We start from the raw sequence: 23,178 nt of genomic DNA, 5'->3' as shown, positions 1-23,178 counted from the left end.
TGCGACCCGACATGACTGACCTCACGCTTTATCATAACCCGCGCTGCTCGAAATCCCGCGGCGCGCTGGAACTGCTCGAAGCCCGCGGGCTGGCACCGACCATCGTGCGCTATCTGGAAACCCCGCCCGACGTGGCCACCCTCAAGGCACTGCTCGACAAGCTGGGCATCGCCCCACGCCAATTGCTGCGTACTGGCGAGGACGAATACAAAGCGCTGAACCTGGCCGACCCGGCAATGACCGACGCGCAGCTGATCGAGGCCATGGCCCAGCACCCCAAACTGATCGAACGGCCGATTCTGGTTGCCGGCGACAAGGCTGTGGTAGGCCGCCCACCGGAAAAAGTGCTGGAGATCCTGCCGTGAGCGCCCCCTACATCCTGGTGCTGTATTACAGCCGCCATGGGTCGACCAGTGAAATGGCCCGGCATATTGCCCGCGGCATCGAACTGGCCGGCATGGAGGCTCGCCTGCGCACAGTGCCCGCTATTTCTACCGAATGTGAAGCGGTGGCCCCGGACATCCCGGCCAGCGGGGCGCTGTACGCCACCCTGGACGACCTGCGCCACTGCGCCGGCCTGGTACTGGGCAGCCCGACCCGCTTCGGCAACATGGCGGCGCCGCTGAAGTACTTCCTGGATGGCACCAGCAGCCTGTGGCTGGGTGGTGAACTGGTCGGCAAGCCGGCGGGTGTGTTCACCTCTACCGCCAGCCTGCACGGCGGCCAGGAAACTACCCTGCTGTCGATGATGCTGCCATTGATGCACCACGGCATGCTGGTGATGGGCCTGCCGTACAGCGAGTCGGCCTTGCTGGAAACCCGCGGCGGCGGCACGCCTTACGGCGCCAGCCACCATGCAGGTGCAGATGGCAAACGCGAACTTGACCAGCACGAGACCGCCCTGTGTCGTGCCTTGGGCCAACGCCTGGCCACCACAGCCAAAGCCCTGGAGGCCGCGCGTGGCTAAAAAGCCCAAGGTGTTGCCGCCGCTGGAATGGCTGGCACCGCGCCTGCGCCTGACACGGGCCTTGAGCCTGGCGTTCTTCTTCGGCCTCATCGCCCTGCTGGTGGTGAACAACCTGTGGTTTGCCAACCTGCATGGGGCACGGGTCGGGGTGATTCTGGCGATCGAGCTGGTGCCGCTACTGCTGCTGTTGCCGGGCATGCTGACAGGCAGCGCCCGGGCACATGCCTGGGCCTGTTTCGTGGTGAATATCTATTTCATCAAGGGCGTGCTGGCGGCATTTGACCCGACGCGGGCGATTTTTGGCTGGCTTGAAGTGTTGCTGAGCCTGGGGTTGTTCATTGCCGGGCTGCTGTATGTGCGCTGGAAGTTCCAGCATGAGCGGCGCATGGCGGGCGAAGGGAGTTGAATTTTTCGCGGGCTCGCCCGCTCCCACAGGGATCGCGCCACACTTGAGGCCTGCGCTGGACCTGTGGGAGCGGGCATGCCCGCGAAAAGGCCAACACAAATCTCAATGGTTGACGGTATGCGCCAGCATCACCGACAACTGGCACAGCGGCCGCCCACTCTCTGCATGCCACTGGTTGAACGCCTGTTGCACCAAGGCCAGGTCGCGTTGACTGGTCGGCTGCTTGTCGATCACCTTCTGTGCAATCAACGCCGCCGCCATGTCATCGGTGGGGATAAAGGTGTCCTTGCCAACCATACGCAGGAAACGCGGCGCCGACAGCCCACCCAGCTGGTTGCCGTGCTTGGCCAGGTACTTCCACAAGCCGACAATGTCGGTCACCGGCCAGTCGGCGATGAAGGCGCCAAAGCTGCCCTTCTCCTTCGTCACGTCGAGAATCATCTGCGCATTGCGCGGCACGCTCTTGAGCTTGCCCAGGTGGCGAATGATGCGCTCGTCTTGCATCAGCCGCTCCAGGTGCTCGGCGCCCATCAGCACCACCTTCTCCGGGTCGAAACCGAAAAACACCTGCTCGAACACTGGCCACTTGGCATCCACCAGGCTGTGCTTGAGCCCGGCGCGGAACACGCGCAGCGCCAAGGTCGACAGGTAGCGGTCGTCGCTGATGCCGCGCAGCTGCGCCGACGTGCGCGGCTGCGGCAGAAAGGCCTCCAGCGCCTGGGCCGAGCCAAAGCGGTTCAGGCAGTACTCATGCAACCACTGATAGTCACGCATCGGCTCAGATGTTCAGCACGTCGAGGAAACGCGGCGTGGCGTTCTCGTCGATTTTCAGGCTGGTGAAGTCGAACAGGTTGCGGTCGGCCAGTTGCGACGGCGCCACGTTCTGCAGGGCACGGAAGATGCTTTCGGTACGGCCCGGGTGCTTGCGCTCCCACTCCACCAGCATGTCCTTGACCACCTGGCGCTGCAGGTTTTCCTGCGAGCCGCACAGGTTGCACGGGATGATCGGGAATTGCTTCATGTCCGAGTAGGCCTGGATGTCCTTCTCGCTGCAGTAGGCCAGCGGGCGGATCACCACGTTGCGGCCATCGTCGGCGCGCAGCTTCGGCGGCATGCCCTTGAGCGCGCCATTGAAGAACATGTTGAGGAAGAAGGTTTCGACGATGTCGTCGCGGTGGTGCCCCAGCGCCATCTTGGTTGCGCCGATTTCGTCGGCAAAGGTATACAAGGTGCCACGGCGCAGGCGCGAGCACAGCGAGCACGTGGTCTTGCCCTCGGGCACCAGTTCCTTGACCACCGAATAGGTGTCTTTCTCGACGATGTGGTATTCGACGCCCAGCTCTTTGAGGTAAGCCGGCAGCACGTGCTCTGGAAAGCCCGGCTGTTTCTGGTCCATGTTCACCGCGACGATCTCGAACGTGATCGGTGCCACCTTCTGCAGGTGCAACAGAACGTCGAGCATGGTGTAGCTGTCCTTGCCGCCGGACAGGCAGACCATGACCTTGTCGCCATCCTCGATCATGTTGAAGTCGGTGATGGCTTCGCCGGCGAGACGACGCAGGCGTTTTTGCAGTTTGTTCTGGTTGACCGAGAGGGTGCCCATAGCGCTTGGATCCGCGAGGTGTGACAAAAGCCGGCTATTTTACGCACAAACGCAGCATCGCTGTAGGCATTCCGATAAAGACTTCGATGTAATCAACAGCCCCACTGACAGCGCAATTTGCTCTAAAAAGCACGGTTCGTGCCGGTAACCGCTTCCTATACTGCGACATAAGGCCACATTACCGCTTGCATCGGTGTTCGGGCCTCGGGCCGCTTGCGCTCCATTTGGGGGGCGTTTGGCAACATTGAGAGGAGTGATCGGCATGATTCATCACGTTGTGGGGCTGTTTACCCATCCCGATCAGGAATGGCGGGAAATTCGTGGCGAAGAAGAAACCATCAGCCACATGTACCTGACGCACACCCTGATCCTGGCAGCCATCCCTGCCATTTCGGCCTTCATCGGCACTACCCAGGTGGGCTGGGTCATCGGTGACCGGCCGGCGGTGATGCTGACCATGGAAAGTGCCATCTGGATGAGCATCATGTCGTACCTGGCCATGCTCGCCGGGGTGGCGGTAATGGGCGCATTCATCCACTGGATGGCCCGCACCTACGATGCCAACCCGTCCATGGCGCAGTGCATCGCCTTTGCCACCTACACCGCCACACCGCTGTTCATCGGTGGCCTGGCGGCGCTGTACCCGCACCTGTGGCTGGGGATGCTGATCGGCACTGCCGCCATCTGCTACACGGTGTACCTGCTGTATGTCGGCCTGCCGACGTTCATGAACATTCCGTCCGACGAAGGCTTCCTGTTCTCCAGCTCCGTGCTGGCGGTGGGCCTTGTGGTGCTGGTGGCGATCATGGCTGCCACGGTCATCATCTGGGGACTGGGCGTGGGGCCCGTCTACACCAACTAGAACAGACTCAACCAACACTGGGGCATCAACCAGGGGCCGCCGCAAGGCGGCCCCTGGCTGTGCGCTGACCGGTGGCTCGGCAGCCCGCCAGTGCTTGCGGCATAATGCCCGGTCAGGAGAACCGCCCCACCATGCCCGAGCTGCTCAGACAACGCGTCGAAACCTGTTACCAGCAAGCCGAAACCTTTTTCAAACGCCCCTTCTCGCGCCCGGAAGTCAGCTTCAAGCTGCGCGGGCAAAAAGCCGGCGTCGCCCACCTGCACGAGAACCTGCTGCGCTTCAACCTGCAGCTCTACCGGGAAAACCAGGACGACTTCCTGCGCCAGACCGTTGCCCACGAAGTGGCGCACCTGGTGGCCCACCAGTTGTTTGGCGACCGCATCCAGGCCCATGGCGAAGAATGGCAATTGATCATGCGCGGGGTGTATGAACTGCCACCCAACCGTTGCCACAACTATGAAGTGCAACGGCGTGTGGTAACCCGCTACATCTACCGCTGCCCATGCCCACAGGGTGATTTCCCATTTACCGCCCAGCGTCACAAGCTGGTGCGCCAGGGGCGGCGGTACCTGTGCAAACGCTGCCGGGAGATTCTGGTGTATAGCGGTGAAACTCGCGTCGAATAGATTGTGCACGGCCTGTGCGGGCCTCTTCGCGGGGCAAGCCCGCGCCAACAGGGTCACCATTCGCACAGGCCCAGTAGTATCCCTGTGGGAGCGGGCTTGCCCCGCGAAAGGGCCGGTGCAGCCCATATACAACTTTCAGGCATAGGAAAGGCGACCCGGGGGTCGCCTTCCTGTACCAGCCTGCGCCTTACTTCTCGACGAAGGCACGCTCGATCAGGTAGTCACCCGGCTCACGCATGCGGGCGGAGACTTTCAGGCCGAAGCTGTCCAGCACTTCACTGGTCTCGTCGAGCATGCTCGGGCTGCCGCAGATCATCGCACGGTCGTCCTGCGGGTTGATCGGTGGCAGACCAATGTCGCTGAACAGCTTGCCGCTGCGCATCAGGTCGGTCAGACGGCCCTGGTTCTCGAACGGCTCGCGGGTCACGGTCGGGTAGTAGATCAGCTTTTCGCGAACCGACTCACCGAAGAACTCGTTCTGCGGCAGGTGCTCGGTAATGAACTCGCGGTAGGCCACTTCGTTCACGTAACGCACACCATGCACCAGGATCACTTTTTCGAAGCGCTCATAGGTTTCCGGGTCCTGGATCACGCTCATGAACGGCGCCAGGCCAGTGCCGGTGCTCAGCAGGTACAGGTGCTTGCCCGGGTTCAGGTCGTCCAGCACCAGGGTACCGGTAGGCTTCTTGCTGATGATGATCTCATCGCCTTCCTTCAGGTGCTGCAGCTGCGAAGTCAGCGGGCCATCCGGCACCTTGATGCTGAAGAACTCCAGGTGCTCTTCCCAGTTCGGCGAAGCGATGGAATAGGCACGCATGAGCGGACGGCCGCTTTCCTGTTGAAGGCCGATCATCACGAACTGACCGTTCTCGAAGCGCAGCCCCGGGTCGCGGGTGCACTTGAAGCTGAACAGGGTGTCGTTCCAGTGGTGCACACTGAGGACACGTTCGTGGTTCATGTTGCTCATCGATGGGGCTCCTGAAGAAAAACGCGGCGCGCAAAACGCGCAGTTGCGCGATAGTTTAGGGGCAGCGACAATATCTGTTAACTGAATTATCAAGATATGTGTTATCGGTTATATAGATATGCGATTCACACTTCGTCAACTGCAGGTCTTCGTCGCCGTCGCACAGCATCAAAGCGTCTCTCGGGCCGCTAGCCTGCTGGCGTTGTCGCAGTCGGCCGCCAGCACTTCCATCACCGAGCTGGAGCGGCAATCGAGCTGCCAGTTGTTCGACCGTGCCGGCAAGCGCCTGGCCCTGAACGCCTTGGGACATCAACTGCTGCCACAAGCCGTGGCCCTGCTCGACCAGGCCAAGGAAATCGAAGACCTGCTAAACGGCAAGTCCGGCTTCGGTTCGCTGGCGGTCGGCGCCACACTGACCATCGGCAACTACCTGGCCACCCTGCTGATCGGCAGCTTCATGCAGACCCACCCGGAAAGCCAGGTCAAACTGCATGTCCAGAACACTGTGCACATCGTGCAACAGGTCGCGCACTACGAAATTGATCTGGGTCTGATCGAAGGCGACTGCAACCACCCGGACCTGGAAGTGCAGCCGTGGGTCGAGGACGAGCTGGTGGTGTTCTGCGCACCGCAGCATCCGCTGGCCAAGCTGGGCCGTGCCGATATCGAAAGTTTGTCGCAAGAGGCGTGGATTTTACGTGAGCAAGGCTCCGGGACGCGCCTGACCTTCGACCAAGCCATGCGCCATCACCGCGCCAACCTCAACATCCGCCTGGAGCTGGAACACACCGAAGCGATCAAGCGCGCGGTGGAATCGGGCCTGGGCATTGGCTGTATTTCGCGCCTGGCGCTGCGTGACGCCTTCCGCCGAGGCAGCCTGGTACCGGTAGAAACGCCGGAACTGGACCTGATGCGCCAGTTCTACTTCATCTGGCACAAACAGAAGTACCAGACCTCTGCAATGCGCGAGTTTCTGGAACTGTGCCGCAACTTCACTGCGGGCTATACCCGCAGTGACGAAATCGTGCTGCCGCCGATCGCTTAAAGCAGGATCACGCCCCACACCAGCGCCACCATGGTCATTGCCACCAGTTGCGCGGCGCTGCCCATGTCCTTGGCGTTTTTCGACAGCGGGTGGCGCTCCAGCGAGATACGGTCGATGGCCGCCTCCACCGCGGAGTTGAACAACTCGACAATCAGCCCCAACAAGCACACCGCGATCATGATCGCCCGCTCCGCACGGCTGACCGGCAACCAGAAGGCGATCGGGATCAGCAGCACGTTGAGCAGCACCAGCTGGCGGAATGCGGCCTCACCCTTGAAGGCGGCGCGCAGGCCGTCCAGCGAGTAGCCGGCGGCGTTGAAGATGCGTTTCAGGCCGGTCTGGCCCTTGAATGGCGATGTCATGTGAGTCACTTCACAACAGAAAGGCCAGCAGACTAGACCGGCACGGGTCAAAAAAGCGTGAAGCCACGCGCAGTCAGTTGCTGGCAACCGATTCAAGTTGTTGCAGCAGCAGCGCGGCCTGGGTGCGGGTACGTACGCCCAGCTTGCGGAAAATCGCAGTCACATGCGCCTTGATGGTGGCTTCGGAGACACTCAGTTCATAGGCAATCTGCTTGTTCAGCAGGCCCTCGCAGACCATCGTCAGTACGCGGAACTGCTGCGGCGTGAGGCTGGCGAGGCCTTCACTGGCGGCCTTGGCCTCGGCAGAGACATCGACCTTTTCGAACGCCTGCGGCGGCCACCAGACCTCGCCATCGAGCACCTTGCGCACGGCCTCCTGGATCACTTCCAGGGTGCTGGACTTGGGAATGAAGCCACTGGCGCCAAACTCGCGGGACTTGACCACCACGGCGGCCTCTTCCTGCGCCGACACCATCACCACGGGGATCTGCGGGTATTGCCCGCGCAGCAGCACCAGCCCGGAAAAACCATAAGCACCCGGCATGTTCAAGTCCAGCAGCACCAGGTCCCAGTCGGCTTTTTCGCTCAGGCGGGTTTCCAGTTCGGCAATGCTCGCGACTTCGACCAGGCGCACATCCGGGCCCAGGCCAAGGGTAACGGCCTGGCGCAGGGCGCCACGGAACAGCGGGTGGTCATCGGCAATCAGGATTTCGTAAGTGGCCATCGATCTAAGGATCCTGTTCTATGCCAGGCACTCGGGGGTATGAGAAGCGCCCGGCGGGGAATCGGCGCCAAGGATGCCGAGCACGGTCCAGAGCGGTCAAGCCATTGCTCTGCCGTCTCGCCCACCCTGGCTGCCAGCCCCGTCATTATGAACCAAAGCAGGGGTTGTGCCCCTTGGACTATAGGAAGGTATGCAAACGCTGGTGGGTATCGTCCTGATCATCCAGCGGCAGGCGCCGCTTGCCGCTCAGGTAGTGCAGGCTGAATACATCCAGGTAGGCATCCAGCGCCTGGGAGGCCTGGCTGTCGCCGGCCAGGTCCAGGCACATGGCTGCGACCTCTGCCGTGCAGAAGTGATCGTCGCGCTTGGAGCGCCGCAGCCGGTAGCGCGACATCTGCTCGGCCTGCAGGCTCAACACCGGGAAGCGGTCAAGGTACGGGCTTTTGCGGAACATCTTGCGGGCTTCGGTCCAGGTGGCATCCAGCAGGATGAACAGCGGGCGCTTGCCCGGCTCACGCGCCACCTCGCTGACCACCCGCTGCTCGGCCACGAACTCACCGGGGAAGACGATATAGGGCTGCCAGGTCGGGTCGTCCAGCAAAGCCAGCAAGCGTTCGTCGACCGAGGTGCGCAGCCAGCCAAAGGCCCAGGTGTCTTCGATCAGGTCGGCAATCAGCCAGCCGGTATTGGTGGGTTTCAACGGCTCGGTGTCGTGCATCAGCAGGCACACGCCCGACTCGGCCTGCACCCTGGGCTTCCAGGCACACAGGCAATGGGTGGCGATGACCCGGCAATCCGGGCAGCGTTCGGCACGCGAGCCACGGGCAATGAAGGGCTTGTTGCTGCGGGCCAGGCGTTCGGCGCGCAGGCGCGCTACCGCGTGGCTCATGCCGACAGGCCTTTGGACAGGTTGGAAATGGGCACAAGGATGGCTCGGAAAAAACAAGGCGGCCAGTTTACCAGAACAGGGGGCATTTGCTGTGCAGCTGGCAAGGCGCGCCTTATAATCGATGCTTGCCGTGCACCTGCGGGAGCCGGCTTGCCCGCGATGGGACTTTGCACGGCCCCAATTGCAGCCACAGTATCGTTTTATGGAACACTGCAGACCTGCGCATGTCAAAGCGCCAGTCATCGAACCAGGAGAGATTCATGCTGCGCCTTATCGTCCCCGCCCTGAGCCTGCTACTCGCTCTGCCACTGGCAGCCCAGGCAGCCTCCAAGCAGGATTACGACCTGAACAGGACATTGCAGAAGGTCGCCAAAGAGAGCAGCGTCGGTACCCCACGCGCCATCAACGAGGACATCCTCGACCAAGGCTACACGGTCGAAGGCAAGGCGCTGGTCAACCACCTGAGCGTACGCGAGAGCCACGCCGAGCGCATGCGGGCCAATCCCGCTCAGGTACGCAGCCAGCTGGGCGACAGCGTCTGTCGCAACAGCGGCTTCCGCAACCTGATGTCCAAGGGCGCGGTGATGGTCTACCGCTTCACGGTGTACAAGACCAACCAGCCGATCATGGACCAGGCCTTCGACAATGCCAGCTGCGTGGCCGGTAACAAGAAGAAATAACCACAGCTGTTCAAGCTACACCTTCTCGTCCTCGCGGGCGCGCCAATGCCCTTCGGCGGCATCGGCGCGCATCTCGGCCAATAACGCCTGCAAGTAGCGCGATTGGCACTCCAACCCCGCCAACCTGCGACAGCACTCGTCCTCAAGGCTCAAGTGATGCACTTGAGCCGCATCCTCCAGCTGCTGGTAGAGCTGCCGGTCCACCTCGATGATCAAGCGATGCATACCGCCACCTCCTGCATCGATACGTTTCGCTTCACCAGTTAACCAAACCCCTGCTGCCGGTGGCCACATACCGACGGGCGGCTGCACCAAACAGCCCGGCACGAACCGGCCCGAGGGTCTAGATTGAGGTCAGAGGTATTGGTGCAGAAGGAGACGTTGCATGCCTTACCAAGCGAATGACCTGCTGTTCAGCCACTTCCGCGACAACAATATCGACCTGAGCAACATCGACGCACAACTGCAACTGGTAGCCCCCGACAGCCCCAACCTGCCGCTGTATCGCGACATGATGCTGACCATCCTGCGCATGGCTCATGACGACAGCGACCGCTGGAGCGCCAAGATCACCCTGCAGGCCCTGCGTGAACTGGACCAGTCATTCCGCACGCTGCAGCGCTACAAGGGCCGGCGCAAGGTGACCGTGTTCGGCTCGGCGCGCACCCCGCTGGAGCACCCGATGTACGCCCTGGCCCGCGAGCTGGGCGCCACCCTGGCGCGCGCCGACCTGATGGTCATTACCGGCGCCGGCGGCGGCATCATGGCCGCCGCTCACGAGGGCGCTGGCAGCGACCACAGCCTGGGTTTCAACATCACTTTGCCCTTCGAGCAACACGCCAACCCGACCGTGGATGGCACCGACAAGTTGCTGCCCTTCCATTTCTTTTTTATCCGCAAGCTGTTCTTCGTCAAAGAGGCTGACGGCCTGGTGCTATGCCCGGGCGGTTTCGGCACACTGGATGAAGCGCTCGAAGTACTGACGCTGATCCAGACCGGCAAGAGCCCCTTGGTGCCGGTGGTGCTGCTGGACTCGCCCGGCGGCAGTTTCTGGCGCGACTGTTTGGACTTCATCAGCCGCCAACTGGAAGAAAACCGCTATATCCTGCCCAGCGACCTGAAGCTCTTGCGCCTGGTGCACAGTGCCGATGAGGCCGTGGAGGAAATCAACCAGTTCTATAGCAACTACCACTCCAGCCGCTGGCTGAAGAACCAGTTTGTGATCCGCATGCACCACCCGCTCAGCGAAGCAGCGCTGTTTGATATCCAGGAAGGCTTTGCAGACTTGCGCCTGAGTGGCAAGTTTCACCAGCAAGCGGACAGCAGTGCGGAACATGAAGTGGGCAACTTCAACCACCTGACCCGGCTGTCATTTGCCTTCACTGGCCGGGACCAGGGCCGGCTGCGCGAGCTGGTGGATTTCATCAACTTGTCGGAGAACTGGGCCAAACCGCAACCCATGCATACCACGCAGCGAGCTAGGGAGGCGTTGAAGGTGAGCTGATGCGGGGCGTTGAAGCGTTCGCCACGACAGTTTTATCGCCTGCGCGACCGAGCGCCGCCCACGCGGCGCATCGCGAGCTGCGCTCGCTCCTACGTTTGTTTCGGGCCAGTTATTTCTGTGGGATTTGTGCGCGGACGCCTCGGTGCATGGCGCGATATCGTGTCGTACAAACAAGGCGGTCGCGCGCGCCTGTCACAGGCATGACTCGCCCCAAACAAACGTAGGAGCGAGCGCAGCTCGCGATGCGCCGCGCGGGCGGCGCTCGATCTCACAGGCACTAAACAATCAGAGTGGTCAGTAATCGTCGAGCTCACGCCCGCTGAGCAGGCGGCCGATCATGTCCATGGGGAAACCCCGGTAAGCCAGAAACCGGGTTTGCTGGGCGCGGCTGCGCGGATCCTGTGGGCGCTGCCCGGCAAACTTGCGCTGCCAGACATCACGCATGCGCTCGCGCCAATCCACCTCGCTCTCGCGCAACGCCTGCTCGATATCAGCACGCGCCAGACCCCGCTGCCCCAGCTCCTCGCGAATTCGCAAAGGGCCATAGCCAGCGCTGGAACGGTACCTGATGAAGCTTTCGAGGTAGCGGGCTTCACAAAGCAGCCCTTCTTCGGCAAGGCGGTCGAGTTCAGGCTCGATCAGCTCATCCGAAGCACCGCGCTGACGCAACTTGCGCGTCAGCTCGACGCGACCGTGCTCGCGTCGGGCGAGCAGGTCCATGGCTGTCCGCCGAATGGCGACGGGGGTGTCGAGTACGGCGGACATGTTGGCTATCTACCGCGCAATCAATAACCGGCTTCGGCGTCAGCCACATCGTCAGCACTGGCATCAGCGGCGGCAGCCTTGCTGGCTTCAGCACCCGCACCGGCTTTCAGCAGCTTTTCACGGATCTGCTTCTCGATCTCGGCACCAATAGCCGGGTTCTCGGCCAGGTATTTGGCAGCGTTGGCTTTGCCTTGACCGATCTTGTTGCCCTGGTAGGCGTACCAGGCACCCGACTTCTCGACCAGGCCTTGAGACACGCCCAAGTCGATGATCTCGCCGTTACGGTAAATACCTTTGCCGTAAAGAATCTGGAACTCGGCCTGACGGAACGGCGGCGAGACCTTGTTCTTGACGATCTTGACGCGGGTTTCGCTGCCGACCACCTCGTCGCCTTCCTTGACCGCACCGGTACGGCGGATGTCCAGACGCACCGAGGCGTAGAACTTCAGGGCGTTACCACCAGTGGTGGTTTCCGGGCTGCCGAACATCACGCCGATCTTCATACGAATCTGGTTGATGAAGATGACCAGGCAGTTGGCGTTCTTGATGTTACCGGTGATCTTGCGCAGCGCCTGGGACATCAGACGAGCCTGCAGGCCCACGTGCATGTCACCCATTTCGCCTTCGATCTCGGCCTTCGGCACCAGCGCAGCCACGGAGTCGACGATAATCACGTCAACGGCGTTGGAGCGCACCAGCATGTCGGTGATTTCCAGGGCCTGCTCACCGGTGTCCGGCTGCGAGACCAGCAGGTCGTCGACGTTGACGCCCAGTTTGCCGGCGTACTCAGGGTCGAGGGCGTGTTCGGCGTCGACGAAGGCGCAGGTGGCACCGTTCTTCTGGGCTTCGGCGATAACCGACAGCGTCAGTGTGGTCTTACCCGACGATTCCGGGCCATAGATCTCGACGATACGACCTTTTGGCAGGCCGCCGATGCCCAGCGCAATATCTAGGCCCAGCGAGCCGGTGGAAATGGCAGGAATGCCTTGGCGCTCGTGATCACCCATGCGCATGACCGCGCCTTTGCCGAATTGGCGTTCGATCTGACCCAGGGCCGCAGCCAAGGCGCGTTTCTTGTTGTCGTCCATTGAAATCCTCACGTGTTCGACTTGGCCCTGATGGCCGGAATACCTGTATAAGTAGCCAGTATTATTCCACAGGCAGGCGCTCGCGCAAACCCCTGTCGTCGATTTACTCGGCGCCAAGCTGTAACAAGCCGTCTAACGCGGCGATCACCGTCTGTCGGCGCACGGCTTCGCGGTCACCGTCGAACTGGCGGCGCTCGCTGAACACGCGGTTGCCATCGCCCCAAGCCAGCCACACGGTACCTACCGGTTTGGCTGGCGAACCACCATCCGGCCCGGCCACACCGCTTACCGCCACGGCAAAGCGGGCGCCGCTGGCGGCCTGGGCCCCTCGGACCATGGCTTCGACCACTTCCTGGCTGACTGCACCAACCTGGCCGAACAAGGCGGGGGGCACGCCCAGCAGGCGGGTTTTCTGGGCGTTGGAATAGGTCACGTAGCCCACCTCGAACCAGGCCGAGCTGCCAGATATACGGGTGATGGCTTCGGCAATGCCACCGCCGGTGCAGGATTCGGCGGTAGCCACCTGTGCGTTGAAACGACGCAAGTGTTCACCCAGGCGGGTGGCAAGTGTGGTGATCGGGTCCATGTCAGGCTCCTGGAAGGCTACCCTCTACCCTATCACCGTGCCGCGGCCCGTGGCTCAGGAAACCTTCAGGCTCTCCCGGGCAATTTCGCTGAACGCACGCTCGTCACGCCGCCCCAGGCGCGGCAGCCCTGCTGGCCAATCCTGGTTCCAGTCGATACCACCTTGCTTGCGCATGTCATCAATCGCCGAACGCCACCAGATCACCTTGCAGGCACGCTGGTAGTCGTCGCCGCTCATCACACTGCCGTAAAGCAGCTTACGGCCGATGCCACGCAGCTCCCGAGGCACACGCTTGAGGCTCCATTTTACCGAGAGCCGCGCCAGCCACGAAGGGACAGGGCGATGTGCCGGCACCTTGAGGGCCAGCCTTGGCATCTGTGGATGGAAGCCTTCGCCGTGCCTGGCAAAGAAAATTTCCAGGATGGCATGCACGTACTGCTTCATCGCGAAGTAATGGCTGATCACGCCACGCGCTTCATTGACCTGCGCCCCGTGCAATTCGAAGGAAAAGGCAATCTGTTCGATGGTGTGGAGGTCACCGGTATAGGGTGTCCAGGCATCGATGCGCGGGATGGCGCGTTCAGCAATGCCGACATTGCAGCGGGTGAAGCCCATGACACCGCTGTTGCACAGCCGCAAATCATCGGCCGGCGCACTTCCTGCCTCGGCGAGCCCCGCGCTGAAGCGGAGGTAGTCGCTGCTGCGCAAAGCTTCGGCCCAGCTTGTTTCCACCTCGTCGACCAGAAATTGTCCGGCATCGACCTGACTGAACAGCTTCAGCGGCGATTGCAGGAACACCGTATCGGTATCGATAAACACAGTCTTTTCCGCCCACTGCCCAGCATGGGCAATGGCGCAGGCCTTGCGCCGGTGGGTGTAGCCACCGTCACCGGTCCAAGCCTGCAGGGTCTGCTCATCCAGCGTGATCACTTCCACCGGCCACCCGACAAAGGCCTGTGGTTGGTCGGTAAGCACACGGATCACCGGCAGCTCTGCCGGCTTGCAGCGCGCCACGGCGGTGAGGATGCTGAGTTTGGCCTCCAGCTGATAGATCCGGCGCTCGCCGTACAGGAGGTAGATCAGCTGTTGCTTAACATAAGGGACAGGGCTGGACACATTCATCGTGCACGTCATGGCTACAGGCGTTCGTCGAGGGCCGCGCATTTTAGAGGCTAACGCCGCACAGCTCCACCATTGCCCGCCAGGCTGCGCGCACATGCCCCGAAGCCTGCGCCTGCATCGCAACAAAAAAGCCTGTACCATTGCCGGTTTACCATCGCCAACCAGATCACCCGCTGTAAGGCCCTGAATGTCAGATCTTTCCGCACACACCCCGATGATGCAGCAGTACTGGAAGCTGAAAAACCAGCACCCGGACCAGCTGATGTTCTACCGCATGGGCGACTTCTACGAAATCTTCTACGAAGACGCAAAGAAGGCCGCAAAACTGCTGGACATCACCCTGACCGCGCGCGGGCAGTCGGCCGGCCAGTCCATCCCCATGTGCGGGATTCCGTTCCATTCGCTGGAAGGCTACCTGGCCAAGCTGGTCAAGCTGGGCGAATCGGTGGTGATCTGCGAACAGATTGGCGATCCGGCCACCAGCAAGGGCCCCGTGGAGCGCCAGGTGGTACGCATCATCACCCCAGGCACCGTCAGCGACGAGGCGCTGCTGGACGAGCGCCGCGACAACCTGATTGCCGCGCTGCTCGGTGATGAACGCCTGTTTGGCCTGGCGGTGCTGGACATCACCAGCGGCAATTTCAGCGTGCAGGAAATCAAAGGCTGGGAAAACCTGCTGGCCGAGCTTGAGCGCCTGAACCCTGTCGAACTGCTGATCCCGGACGATTGGCCACGTGACCTGCCCGCCGAAAAACGCCCCGGTGCCCGCCGCCGTGCGCCATGGGATTTCGACCGCGATTCGGCACGCAAGGCCCTGTGCCAACAGTTCGCGACCAAGGACCTCAAGGGCTTTGGCTGCGACAAGCTGACCCTGGCCATCGGTGCCGCCGGCTGCCTGTTGACCTACGCCAAGGAAACCCAGCGCACCGCCCTGCCGCACCTGCGCAGCCTGCGCCATGAGCGCCTGGACGACACGGTCATCCTCGATGGCGCCAGCCGTCGCAACCTGGAGCTGGACGTCAACCTGGCGGGTGGGCGTGACAACACCCTGCAATCGGTGGTCGACCGCTGCCAGACCGCCATGGCCAGCCGCCTGCTGAGCCGGTGGCTGAACCGCCCGTTGCGCGACCTCAAGGTTCTGCAAGCACGCCAGGACTCGATCCGCTGCCTGCTCGACAGCTACCGCTTCGAGAAGCTGCAGCCACAGTTGAAAGAAATTGGCGACATCGAGCGTATCCTCGCCCGAATCGGCCTGCGCAATGCCCGCCCACGCGACCTGGCGCGCCTGCGCGATGCATTGGGCGCCCTGCCCGAACTGCAAAACGCCATGACCGAGCTGGAGGCGCCGCACCTTGCGCGCCTGGCAGCCATTACCGGCACCTACCCGGAACTGGCCAGCCTGCTGGAGCGGGCGATCATCGACAACCCGCCGGCGGTAATCCGCGACGGCGGCGTGCTCAAGGCCGGCTATGACAACGAGCTGGACGAGCTGCTGGCGATCAGCGAGAACGCCGGCCAGTTCCTGATCGACCTGGAAGCCCGGGAAAAGGCCCGCACCGGCCTTGCCAACCTCAAGGTCGGCTACAACCGTGTACACGGCTACTTCATCGAGCTGCCCACCAAGCAAGCCGAGCAGGCACCGGGCGACTACATCCGCCGTCAGACCCTCAAGGGCGCCGAGCGCTTCATCACCCCCGAGCTGAAAGTGTTCGAGGACAAGGCGCTGTCAGCCAAGAGCCGCGCTCTGGCCCGTGAGAAGATGCTCTACGACGCCCTGCTGGAAACCCTGATCAGCCACCTGGCGCCGCTGCAGGACAGCGCTGCCGCCCTGGCCGAACTGGACGTGCTCAGCAACCTGGCCGAACGTGCGCTGACCCTCGACCTGAACTGCCCGCGCTTCGTCGACGAGCCGTGCCTGCGCATCGAGCAAGGCCGTCACCCGGTCGTGGAGCAGGTACTGACCACGCCGTTCGTGGCCAACGACCTGGGCCTGGACAACAGCACGCGCATGCTGATCATCACCGGCCCGAACATGGGCGGTAAATCCACCTACATGCGCCAGACCGCCTTGATCGTGCTGCTGGCGCACATCGGCAGTTTCGTGCCGGCAGCCAGCTGCGAGCTGTCGCTGGTCGACCGCATCTTCACCCGCATCGGTTCCAGTGACGACCTGGCCGGCGGGCGCTCGACCTTCATGGTCGAGATGAGCGAAACCGCCAACATCCTGCACAACGCGACCGAGCGCAGCCTGGTGCTGATGGACGAAGTGGGCCGCGGCACCAGCACCTTCGACGGCCTGTCGCTGGCGTGGGCTGCGGCCGAGCGCCTGGCTCAGCTGCGCGCCTATACGCTGTTCGCCACTCACTACTTCGAGCTCACCGTGCTGCCGGAAAGTGAGCCACTGGTGGCCAACGTGCACCTGAATGCCACCGAGCACAACGAACGCATCGTGTTTCTGCACCACGTACTGCCTGGCCCTGCCAGCCAGAGCTACGGCCTGGCCGTGGCACAACTGGCCGGTGTGCCGGGTGTGGTGATCCAGCGTGCCCGGGAACATCTGGCGCGCCTGGAAACCACCAGCCTGCCGCATGAGCAAGCCCCGGCCGAAAAGGCCAGGGATGTGCCACAGGTGCCGCACCAGAGCGATCTGTTCGCCAGCCTGCCACACCCAGCCATCGAGAAGCTGGGCAAGCTGCAACTGGACGACATGACCCCGCGCCAAGCTATCGAAATGCTATATCAACTAAAGAACCTGTTATAACGGCGCCCACTACAAGCTGGTAGAATCCGCCGCGGTTTGCTGGTGCTGCAGGTTATTAGCCTGGCCTGCAGCCACATACCTGTAAACCGCGCGGCCCTGAGAGGAAGGGCCGCCGCCGTCGCCTGAGGAGAGAACTAGAAATGACCTTCGTCGTCACCGACAACTGCATCAAATGCAAATACACCGACTGCGTGGAAGTCTGTCCGGTGGACTGCTTCTACGAAGGCCCGAACTTCCTGGTCATCCACCCGGACGAGTGCATTGACTGCGCACTGTGCGAACCGGAATGCCCGGCGCAAGCCATCTTCTCGGAAGACGAAATCCCTGCCGGGATGGAGAACTTCATCGAGCTGAACGCCGAGCTGGCGGAAGTCTGGCCAAACATCACCGAGCGTAAGGAAGCCCTGCCTGACGCTGAAGAGTGGGACGGCAAGACTGGCAAGATTGCAGACCTGGAGCGCTGATAGCGCCCGGACACGGAAAAGGCCCCTCGGGGCCTTTTCTGGTTTTTTACGGGCAAAAAAAAGGGGCGGTTTGACCCGCCCACATTTTTTCCGTAGTCCCTGCTTGTCCCTAACATCATCCTGATGAAATCGCTTCTTGCGACGTCCTTGGCCTTCGTCCTGAAAGCCTGTGCATGTCCCTGTGCACAGTTCGAATATTAGCGGGTTGCGCCGGGCGGGCAAGCGCGAAACCTCACAAGGTATTGCTGGGGACACATTTCCTCACAGCCGAATAAGTCATGTTTTTCAATGGCTTGGAAAAATGCACAGGCTGGAAGCGACAATGATGTACTGAGGCTTGCATAGATAGCTTACAAAACAAGTAAGAAAAGGCTTACACGCAATGTTACTGAGGTAGCGCAGTACACATTAGCTATCTGTTTACCCGGCAGATTTTGGGCCTGCTTTGCAGCCCATTCGCAGCACAAGGCTGCTCCCACAAGAGACCGTGATTGCCCGGATGATCGCGTATCCCAACATTTTCAAATGACACACACAAAAACGCCCCGAGGTCATCGGGGCGTTTTGGGTGACAGGCCTTCGCTACTGGAACAAAGACTCGCTGGACAGGCCGTTCTTCTCAAGGATCTCGCGCAAACGCTTGAGCCCCTCTACCTGGATCTGCCGTACCCGTTCCCGGGTCAGGCCGATCTCCAGCCCTACATCTTCCAGGGTGCTGCTTTCATGCCCACGCAGGCCAAAGCGACGCACCACCACTTCCCTCTGCTTGTCAGTCAACTCGCCCAGCCACTGGTCGATGCTCTGCGACAGGTCGTCATCCTGCAACAGTTCGCACGGGTCGGTGGGGCGGTCGTCGGTCAAGGTGTCGAGCAGGGTCTTGTCCGAATCCGGGCCAAGCGACACGTCCACCGAAGACACCCGCTCGTTCAGGCCCAGCATGCGCTTGACCTCGGCGACTGGCTTTTCCAGCAGCGTGGCGATTTCTTCCGGTGAGGGTTCGTGGTCGAGTTTCTGGGTCAGCTCGCGTGCGGCGCGCAGGTAGACGTTCAGTTCCTTGACCACGTGGATCGGCAGGCGGATGGTGCGGGTCTGGTTCATGATCGCCCGTTCGATGGTCTGGCGAATCCACCAGGTCGCATAGGTCGAAAAACGGAAACCACGCTCCGGGTCGAACTTCTCGACCGCACGGATAAGCCCCAGGTTGCCCTCCTCGATCAGGTCGAGCAGCGACAGGCCGCGGTTCACGTAACGACGGGCAATTTTGACAACCAGGCGCAGGTTGCTTTCGATCATGCGCTTGCGGCCAGCAGGATCGCCCTTCTGCGACAAGCGCGCGAAGTGCACTTCCTCTTCTGGCGAAAGCAGGGGCGAGAAGCCGATCTCGTTGAGATACAACTGGGTGGCATCAAGCGCCCGGCTGTAATCGATGTACTTGTGTTGCTTGAGTGAAGAGCCCGACTTGGCCCTCGTCCGAACCGAAGATACAGCAGGTTCGTCTGACACCACATCCGTTTCCAAAACGATACCCGTCTCCATCAGGAGGACGTCATCGTCGATGTCAAACTCCGGCACTTCTTTACTGAGAGCCATTGTTATAGTCCTTTGCTGAGTTCGAACTCAGACTCGAGCGGCACCTTTTTCCCTGGCAGCGCTGGAGCCTGTCCCCTCTACATCACAGGAACAGGCCGGGTACAACGATCAACGGCGTGGCAGGAACTGGAGTGGATCGACGGGTTTGCCCTGGCGGCGAATCTCGAAATGCAGCTTCACCCGATCTGTGCCTGTAGACCCCATTTCAGCAATCGACTGCCCTGCCTTGACCTGCTGCCCCTCCCGAACCAACAGCCTGCGGTTATGGCCGTAGGCACTGACGTAGGTATCGCTGTGTTTGATGATGATCAGCTCGCCGTAGCCCCTTAAACCACTCCCGGCGTACACCACCGCACCATCAGACGCAGCAAAAACAGGCTGTCCCAAATCACCGGCGATATCAATGCCTTTATTCAAACTACCGTTTGAAGCAAATTTTCCAATCAGCACACCGTTGGCTGGCCAGGTCCAGCCGCCTACCGCGCGCTCCGCAGCCGGCACGGTGGCAACCACCGGCGCACTGCTGGACGGGGCAGGCGTGGCCGGTTTGCCGGTGCTGGCAGGCGACGTGGACGTGCCCCCCACAGGCCGCCGCGTGACCGTGGTGCGGCTCGACGAGGACGGGTTGGACACCACCGTGGTACTACTGCTAGAACCACTGCTGAAACGAATCGCCTGGCCTGGGCGAATGGTATAAGGCGCCGAGATGCCATTGCGTGCGGCCAGCTCCTTGTAGTCCCAGCCATAACGGAAGGCGATGGAGAACAGCGTGTCACCAGGCTTGACGATGTACTGCCCGGACGTCACCGCCGGGCGCTTGGGCACGGTGTTGTTGCGGTCGACCACCCGCGCGCTGGTATTACTGGTGCTCGAACAACCCACCAGTAGCGTGCCCATGGCCAGTGCAATCAACAGAAGCTTGAAACCCGACCCATCCTTGCGCTGCCGAATGACTGTGTGACCCACCCGCGCTCCCCTCATGGTGCCGAAAAACGATATGAAGACAAGAAATGCAATATTATTGCAATTATAACCAAGCCGGCCGGTAATGGCAGGCTGATGCAAAAGGCTGTAGCAAAGCCGCGGTGCGCGCTGTGTGCTAGCGCTTCGCTCCGCCAGATAGACAGGGCGCAGCTACAAGAATTCGCCACCGGCGCAAAAATACCGTGCAGCTCATGCCCGCAGCACCCAGCTCGACGCTGCACTCAGGCCAGCGGGCCATTGAGCAGCGGCACGAAACGCACAGCACCCAGCACACGGCGGGAGAACCCATGCTCCTCGCGCACGATCAGCATCAGTTGCTGCGTTTCGCCGGCCGGCCCTACCGGTATGACCATGCGGCCACCGGGCGCCAGCTGGTCAAGCAGTGCCTGGGGGACTTCCGGCGCCACCGCAGTGACGATGATGCCGTTGTAAGGCGCCAGCGCCGGCCAGCCTTCACAACCATCGCCCCAGCGGAATACCACATTGCGCAGGTTCAGCTCCACCAGACGCTCCTTGGCACGGTCCTGCAGCACCTTGATACGTTCCACCGAGAAAACCCGCTCCACCAGCTGGGCCAGTATCGCCGTCTGGTAACCCGAGCCGGTGCCGATCTCCAGCACCTTGTCCAGCGGGCCGGCCTCTAGCAGCAGCTCGCTCATGTGGGCAACCATGAATGGCTGGGAGATGGTCTGGTTGTGGCCGATCGGCAGCGCGGTGTCTTCATAGGCACGATGCGCCAGTGCCTCGTCGACGAACAGGTGACGCGGGGTACAACGAATCACGTCGAGCACCTTGGTGTTCGACACCCCTTCTTCGCACAGGCGCTGGATCAGCCGCTCCCGGGTACGCTGGGAGGTCATGCCGATGCCACGCCGCAGCATATCGTCCTCGCGCATCAGAGCAGGCCCTCCAGCCAACCGTCGAGCTGCTCGAAGGCATCATTGAAGGTGCGGTCGAGCTGCAGCGGAGTGATCGAGACAAAGCCTTGCATCACCGCATGGAAGTCGGTGCCCGGGCCGCCATCTTCGGCATCACCGGCCACGGCGATCCAGTAGCCTTCCTTGCCGCGCGGGTTGACCACCTTGGTCGGTGCCGCCGCCCGCGCCCGGTGACCGAGGCGGGTCAGCTGGATGCCACGGATGTGCTCCAGCGGCAGGTTGGGGATATTGACGTTGAGTACGGTGCGTGGCGGCAGCACCAGGCGCGACTGTGCCTCGACCAGGCGACGGGCGATGTAGGCCGCCGTCGGCAAGTTGTCCGGCTGGCGCGACAACAGCGAAAACGCCAGCGACGTGCCACCAAGGAAACGGCCTTCCAACGCTGCGGCGACTGTACCGGAGTACAACACGTCATCACCCAGGTTGGCACCGAGGTTGATCCCCGACACCACCATGTCCGGCGCCTGCGGCAACAGCCCATTAAGCCCCAGGTGCACACAGTCGGTCGGTGTGCCGTTGAGGCTGATGAAGCCGTTGGCCAGGGTCTGCGGGTGCAGTGGCCGGTCCAGCGTCAGCGAACTGCTGGCGCCGCTCTTGTCTTGGTCCGGGGCAATCACCGCGCACTCGGCGTAATCCGCCAGCGCAGCGTGCAGCGCGGCGATGCCGGGTGCGGTGACACCGTCGTCGTTCGAAATCAGAATACGCATGGGCTGTCCGTCTGCCCTGCCGACACCAGATCCACGACTTCGCGCACCACCACGGTGGCGAAGCATCCGGCCGGCAGGACGAATTCCAGTTGCAGGATATCAGGCTCGGGATAATGCCATGTCAGGCCGCCAATAGGGAGCCGCAAAATACGCCGTTCGTGATCCATGCCCGCCTGGGCCAACCAATGACAAAGTGCCTGTTGCCGCTCGCCCACGGCATTTTCCAGCTGCGCGGTGGCGCCGCCTGCGGGCGAACTGCCCTCGCCCCACATCGGGCCGGTCGGATGCAGGTCGAGAATCGCCAGACGTGGGTCGGCGCATTCCGCCTCACCGGCCGGGAAGAAGCTACGGCTGTCGGTGAACGCCAGCAAGTCGCCGACCTGGGCCTGCGCCCAGCTACCTTCGGCGACACGTGCAGCCAGCACCTGATTGAACAGGTAGCTGCGCCCGGCCGAAAGCAACCGCGAACGCACGTTACGCTGCTCGGGCAACGCCTTGCGCGCGGCCCAGTCGAGGGCATCATGGACGTTGCCCCCGCCGTGGCCGAAACGCTGGGTGCCGAAATAGTTGGGCACACCGTGCTGCTTGAGCTGTGCCAGGCGGGCATCCACAGCCTGGTGGTCAGCAGCAAGGGCTGTCAGGCGCAGGGTGAAGCCGTTGGCCGAATGCGCGCCGCGCTGCAGCTTGCGTTGGTGGCGCACCTGCTTGAGCACGCGCAGGCTGGCATCTTCAGCACGCGACAGGTCCGGGTCGGCCTTGCCCGGCAGGTGCAGGCTGAACCACTGACGGGTCAGGGCCTGACGGTCCTTGAGCCCGGCGTAGCTGATAGCGCGCGCCGGCACGCCTGCGGCGCGCGCCAGGCGGCGGGCGGCCTCTTCAGTGTTCAAGTCGCGCTTTTCGACCCACAGCCACAGGTGCTCACCCTGGCCGGACAGCGGAATGTCCAGTACTTCGTCAACCTGGAAGTCTTCAGCCACTGCCTTGAGGACGGCGGTGCCCAAGGGTTCGCCCGATGCGCGCGGGCCCAGCAGTTCCTGCTCGGTCATGCTGGCAGCAGCAGGGCGACCGAATGCACGGCAATCCCCTCCTCACGGCCAGTGAAGCCCAGCTTTTCAGTGGTGGTGGCCTTGACGTTGACCTGGTCGCGTTCAACCTGCAGGTCTTCGGCGATCAGCTGGCGCATGGTCTCGATGTGCGGGGCCATCTTCGGCGCCTGGGCGACGATGGTGGCGTCGACATTGCCGACCTTCCAGCCCTTGGCCTTGACGATGCCGACCACATGGCGCAGCAGCACGCGGCTGTCGGCGCCCTTGAATTGTGGGTCGGTGTCGGGGAAGTGCTTGCCGATGTCGCCCAGCGCCGCAGCGCCCAGCAAGGCATCGCTCAGGGCGTGCAGCAGCACGTCGCCGTCGGAATGGGCCAGCAGGCCGTATTTGTGGGGGATACGCACCCCGCCCAGGGTAATGAAATCACCGTCGCAGAACCGGTGCACATCGTAGCCATGGCCAATACGCATAGAAAAACGCCCTGAATGAGTC

General features: G+C 62.1%; 27 protein-coding genes. 10 read left to right on the top strand and 17 right to left on the bottom strand.

Translation table 11 applies throughout. The features are described 5' to 3' along the window. Positions 1 to 11: 11 nt before the first annotated feature. Genes arsC through ACK1VC_RS25150 form a run of 3 tightly spaced genes read left to right on the top strand, consistent with a single transcriptional unit; the run spans position 12 to position 1,373 of the window. Complete coding sequence (arsC, locus tag ACK1VC_RS25160) at positions 12 to 365, top strand: arsenate reductase (glutaredoxin) (protein ID WP_060519594.1); 354 nt, start codon at positions 12 to 14, stop codon at positions 363 to 365. After that, the gene (wrbA, locus tag ACK1VC_RS25155) at positions 362 to 967 is read left to right on the top strand and encodes an NAD(P)H:quinone oxidoreductase (protein ID WP_060519595.1); all 606 of its coding nucleotides are present in this window, start codon (positions 362 to 364) and stop codon (positions 965 to 967) included. Before arsC ends, wrbA begins: the two co-directional genes overlap by 4 nt. After that, positions 960 to 1,373, top strand: a complete 414-nt coding sequence (locus tag ACK1VC_RS25150; protein ID WP_060519597.1) for a DUF2069 domain-containing protein — start codon at positions 960 to 962, stop codon at positions 1,371 to 1,373. The genes wrbA and ACK1VC_RS25150 overlap by 8 nt, the downstream gene beginning before the upstream one ends. Before the next feature lie 102 nt (positions 1,374 to 1,475). Here the strand turns inward: ACK1VC_RS25150 and ACK1VC_RS25145 are convergent, their stop codons facing one another. Then, positions 1,476 to 2,147, bottom strand: a complete 672-nt coding sequence (locus ACK1VC_RS25145; RefSeq protein WP_016485248.1) for a DNA-3-methyladenine glycosylase I — start codon at positions 2,145 to 2,147, stop codon at positions 1,476 to 1,478. Positions 2,148 to 2,151: 4 nt separating this feature from the next. After that, a complete protein-coding gene (gene ttcA, locus ACK1VC_RS25140; protein ID WP_016485247.1) occupies positions 2,152 to 2,976 on the bottom strand; it encodes a tRNA 2-thiocytidine(32) synthetase TtcA in 825 nt (274 codons plus the stop codon). A gap of 262 nt (positions 2,977 to 3,238) precedes the next feature. Between ttcA and ACK1VC_RS25135 the strand changes: the two genes are divergently transcribed. Further along, positions 3,239 to 3,838: a Yip1 family protein gene (locus tag ACK1VC_RS25135; protein WP_012270925.1), complete on the top strand. Its 600-nt coding sequence runs from the start codon at positions 3,239 to 3,241 to the stop codon at positions 3,836 to 3,838. Positions 3,839 to 3,969: 131 nt separating this feature from the next. After that, a complete protein-coding gene (locus ACK1VC_RS25130; protein ID WP_023047669.1) occupies positions 3,970 to 4,464 on the top strand; it encodes a SprT family zinc-dependent metalloprotease in 495 nt (164 codons plus the stop codon). Between the two features lie 187 nt (positions 4,465 to 4,651). On the opposite strand, the gene fpr is transcribed toward ACK1VC_RS25130, so the two are convergent. After that, the gene (gene fpr, locus ACK1VC_RS25125) at positions 4,652 to 5,431 is read right to left on the bottom strand and encodes a ferredoxin-NADP reductase (protein ID WP_012270923.1); all 780 of its coding nucleotides are present in this window, start codon (positions 5,429 to 5,431) and stop codon (positions 4,652 to 4,654) included. A gap of 118 nt (positions 5,432 to 5,549) precedes the next feature. Here fpr and finR point away from each other — a divergent pair, with 118 nt between their 5' ends. After that, on the top strand, positions 5,550 to 6,476 hold the full coding sequence (gene finR / locus ACK1VC_RS25120) for a LysR family transcriptional regulator FinR (RefSeq protein WP_016485245.1): 927 nt from the start codon (positions 5,550 to 5,552) through the stop codon (positions 6,474 to 6,476). On the opposite strand, the gene ACK1VC_RS25115 is transcribed toward finR, so the two are convergent. The 3 genes from ACK1VC_RS25115 to ACK1VC_RS25105 form a co-directional block, all read right to left on the bottom strand. Continuing rightward, positions 6,473 to 6,838, bottom strand: a complete 366-nt coding sequence (locus ACK1VC_RS25115) for a diacylglycerol kinase (RefSeq protein ID WP_016485244.1) — start codon at positions 6,836 to 6,838, stop codon at positions 6,473 to 6,475. The two genes, finR and ACK1VC_RS25115, sit on opposite strands and share 4 nt — an antisense overlap. A 73-nt stretch (positions 6,839 to 6,911) precedes the next feature. Continuing rightward, on the bottom strand, positions 6,912 to 7,562 hold the full coding sequence (erdR, locus tag ACK1VC_RS25110; protein WP_016485243.1) for a response regulator transcription factor ErdR: 651 nt from the start codon (positions 7,560 to 7,562) through the stop codon (positions 6,912 to 6,914). 178 nt (positions 7,563 to 7,740) lie between these two features. Then, the gene (locus ACK1VC_RS25105; RefSeq protein WP_016485242.1) at positions 7,741 to 8,451 is read right to left on the bottom strand and encodes a tRNA-uridine aminocarboxypropyltransferase; all 711 of its coding nucleotides are present in this window, start codon (positions 8,449 to 8,451) and stop codon (positions 7,741 to 7,743) included. A gap of 260 nt (positions 8,452 to 8,711) precedes the next feature. On the opposite strand from ACK1VC_RS25105, the gene ACK1VC_RS25100 reads away from it, so the two are divergent. Continuing rightward, on the top strand, positions 8,712 to 9,131 hold the full coding sequence (locus tag ACK1VC_RS25100; RefSeq protein WP_016485241.1) for a quorum-sensing-regulated virulence factor family protein: 420 nt from the start codon (positions 8,712 to 8,714) through the stop codon (positions 9,129 to 9,131). 15 nt (positions 9,132 to 9,146) lie between these two features. On the opposite strand, the gene ACK1VC_RS25095 is transcribed toward ACK1VC_RS25100, so the two are convergent. Beyond that, positions 9,147 to 9,356 (bottom strand): hypothetical protein, encoded by a 210-nt coding sequence (locus ACK1VC_RS25095; protein WP_016485240.1) that lies wholly within the window; start codon positions 9,354 to 9,356, stop codon positions 9,147 to 9,149. Positions 9,357 to 9,516: 160 nt separating this feature from the next. Here ACK1VC_RS25095 and ACK1VC_RS25090 point away from each other — a divergent pair, with 160 nt between their 5' ends. Then, a complete protein-coding gene (locus tag ACK1VC_RS25090) occupies positions 9,517 to 10,635 on the top strand; it encodes an LOG family protein (RefSeq protein ID WP_016485239.1) in 1,119 nt (372 codons plus the stop codon). Positions 10,636 to 10,929: 294 nt separating this feature from the next. Here ACK1VC_RS25090 and recX read toward each other — a convergent pair whose 3' ends face one another. The 4 genes from recX to ACK1VC_RS25070 all read right to left on the bottom strand — a co-directional run bounded on the left by recX (position 10,930) and on the right by ACK1VC_RS25070 (position 14,196). Next, positions 10,930 to 11,400 (bottom strand): recombination regulator RecX, encoded by a 471-nt coding sequence (gene recX / locus ACK1VC_RS25085; protein WP_016485238.1) that lies wholly within the window; start codon positions 11,398 to 11,400, stop codon positions 10,930 to 10,932. A 20-nt stretch (positions 11,401 to 11,420) separates the two neighbouring features. Continuing rightward, complete coding sequence (gene recA, locus ACK1VC_RS25080; protein ID WP_016485237.1) at positions 11,421 to 12,488, bottom strand: recombinase RecA; 1,068 nt, start codon at positions 12,486 to 12,488, stop codon at positions 11,421 to 11,423. 103 nt (positions 12,489 to 12,591) lie between these two features. Then, entirely contained in the window at positions 12,592 to 13,074 is a 483-nt protein-coding gene (locus ACK1VC_RS25075) for a CinA family protein (protein WP_191087338.1), read from the bottom strand. A 54-nt stretch (positions 13,075 to 13,128) separates the two neighbouring features. After that, entirely contained in the window at positions 13,129 to 14,196 is a 1,068-nt protein-coding gene (locus ACK1VC_RS25070) for a hypothetical protein (RefSeq protein ID WP_016485235.1), read from the bottom strand. A 187-nt stretch (positions 14,197 to 14,383) separates the two neighbouring features. On the opposite strand from ACK1VC_RS25070, the gene mutS reads away from it, so the two are divergent. Next, on the top strand, positions 14,384 to 16,957 hold the full coding sequence (gene mutS / locus ACK1VC_RS25065) for a DNA mismatch repair protein MutS (protein WP_060519606.1): 2,574 nt from the start codon (positions 14,384 to 14,386) through the stop codon (positions 16,955 to 16,957). 140 nt (positions 16,958 to 17,097) lie between these two features. Then, positions 17,098 to 17,421, top strand: a complete 324-nt coding sequence (gene fdxA / locus ACK1VC_RS25060; RefSeq protein ID WP_016485233.1) for a ferredoxin FdxA — start codon at positions 17,098 to 17,100, stop codon at positions 17,419 to 17,421. A gap of 582 nt (positions 17,422 to 18,003) precedes the next feature. Here fdxA and rpoS read toward each other — a convergent pair. From rpoS to ispF, 6 genes are all read right to left on the bottom strand, one after another. After that, entirely contained in the window at positions 18,004 to 19,011 is a 1,008-nt protein-coding gene (rpoS, locus tag ACK1VC_RS25055; protein WP_003252351.1) for an RNA polymerase sigma factor RpoS, read from the bottom strand. 108 nt (positions 19,012 to 19,119) lie between these two features. Further along, entirely contained in the window at positions 19,120 to 19,977 is an 858-nt protein-coding gene (locus tag ACK1VC_RS25050) for a peptidoglycan DD-metalloendopeptidase family protein (protein ID WP_060519608.1), read from the bottom strand. Between the two features lie 239 nt (positions 19,978 to 20,216). After that, the gene (locus tag ACK1VC_RS25045) at positions 20,217 to 20,855 is read right to left on the bottom strand and encodes a protein-L-isoaspartate(D-aspartate) O-methyltransferase (protein ID WP_191087845.1); all 639 of its coding nucleotides are present in this window, start codon (positions 20,853 to 20,855) and stop codon (positions 20,217 to 20,219) included. A gap of 35 nt (positions 20,856 to 20,890) precedes the next feature. Next, positions 20,891 to 21,640 (bottom strand): 5'/3'-nucleotidase SurE, encoded by a 750-nt coding sequence (surE, locus tag ACK1VC_RS25040; RefSeq protein WP_016485231.1) that lies wholly within the window; start codon positions 21,638 to 21,640, stop codon positions 20,891 to 20,893. After that, a complete protein-coding gene (gene truD, locus ACK1VC_RS25035) occupies positions 21,628 to 22,686 on the bottom strand; it encodes a tRNA pseudouridine(13) synthase TruD (RefSeq protein WP_016485230.1) in 1,059 nt (352 codons plus the stop codon). The genes surE and truD overlap by 13 nt, the downstream gene beginning before the upstream one ends. Continuing rightward, the gene (gene ispF, locus ACK1VC_RS25030) at positions 22,683 to 23,156 is read right to left on the bottom strand and encodes a 2-C-methyl-D-erythritol 2,4-cyclodiphosphate synthase (RefSeq protein WP_016485229.1); all 474 of its coding nucleotides are present in this window, start codon (positions 23,154 to 23,156) and stop codon (positions 22,683 to 22,685) included. The genes truD and ispF overlap by 4 nt, the downstream gene beginning before the upstream one ends. Positions 23,157 to 23,178: the final 22 nt, after the last annotated feature.

The sequence above is a fragment of the Pseudomonas sp. XP2 genome, from assembly GCF_053557975.1.
The sequence above is the reverse complement of the archived record's forward strand: the minus strand, read 5'-3'. Positions and strand labels throughout refer to the sequence as shown.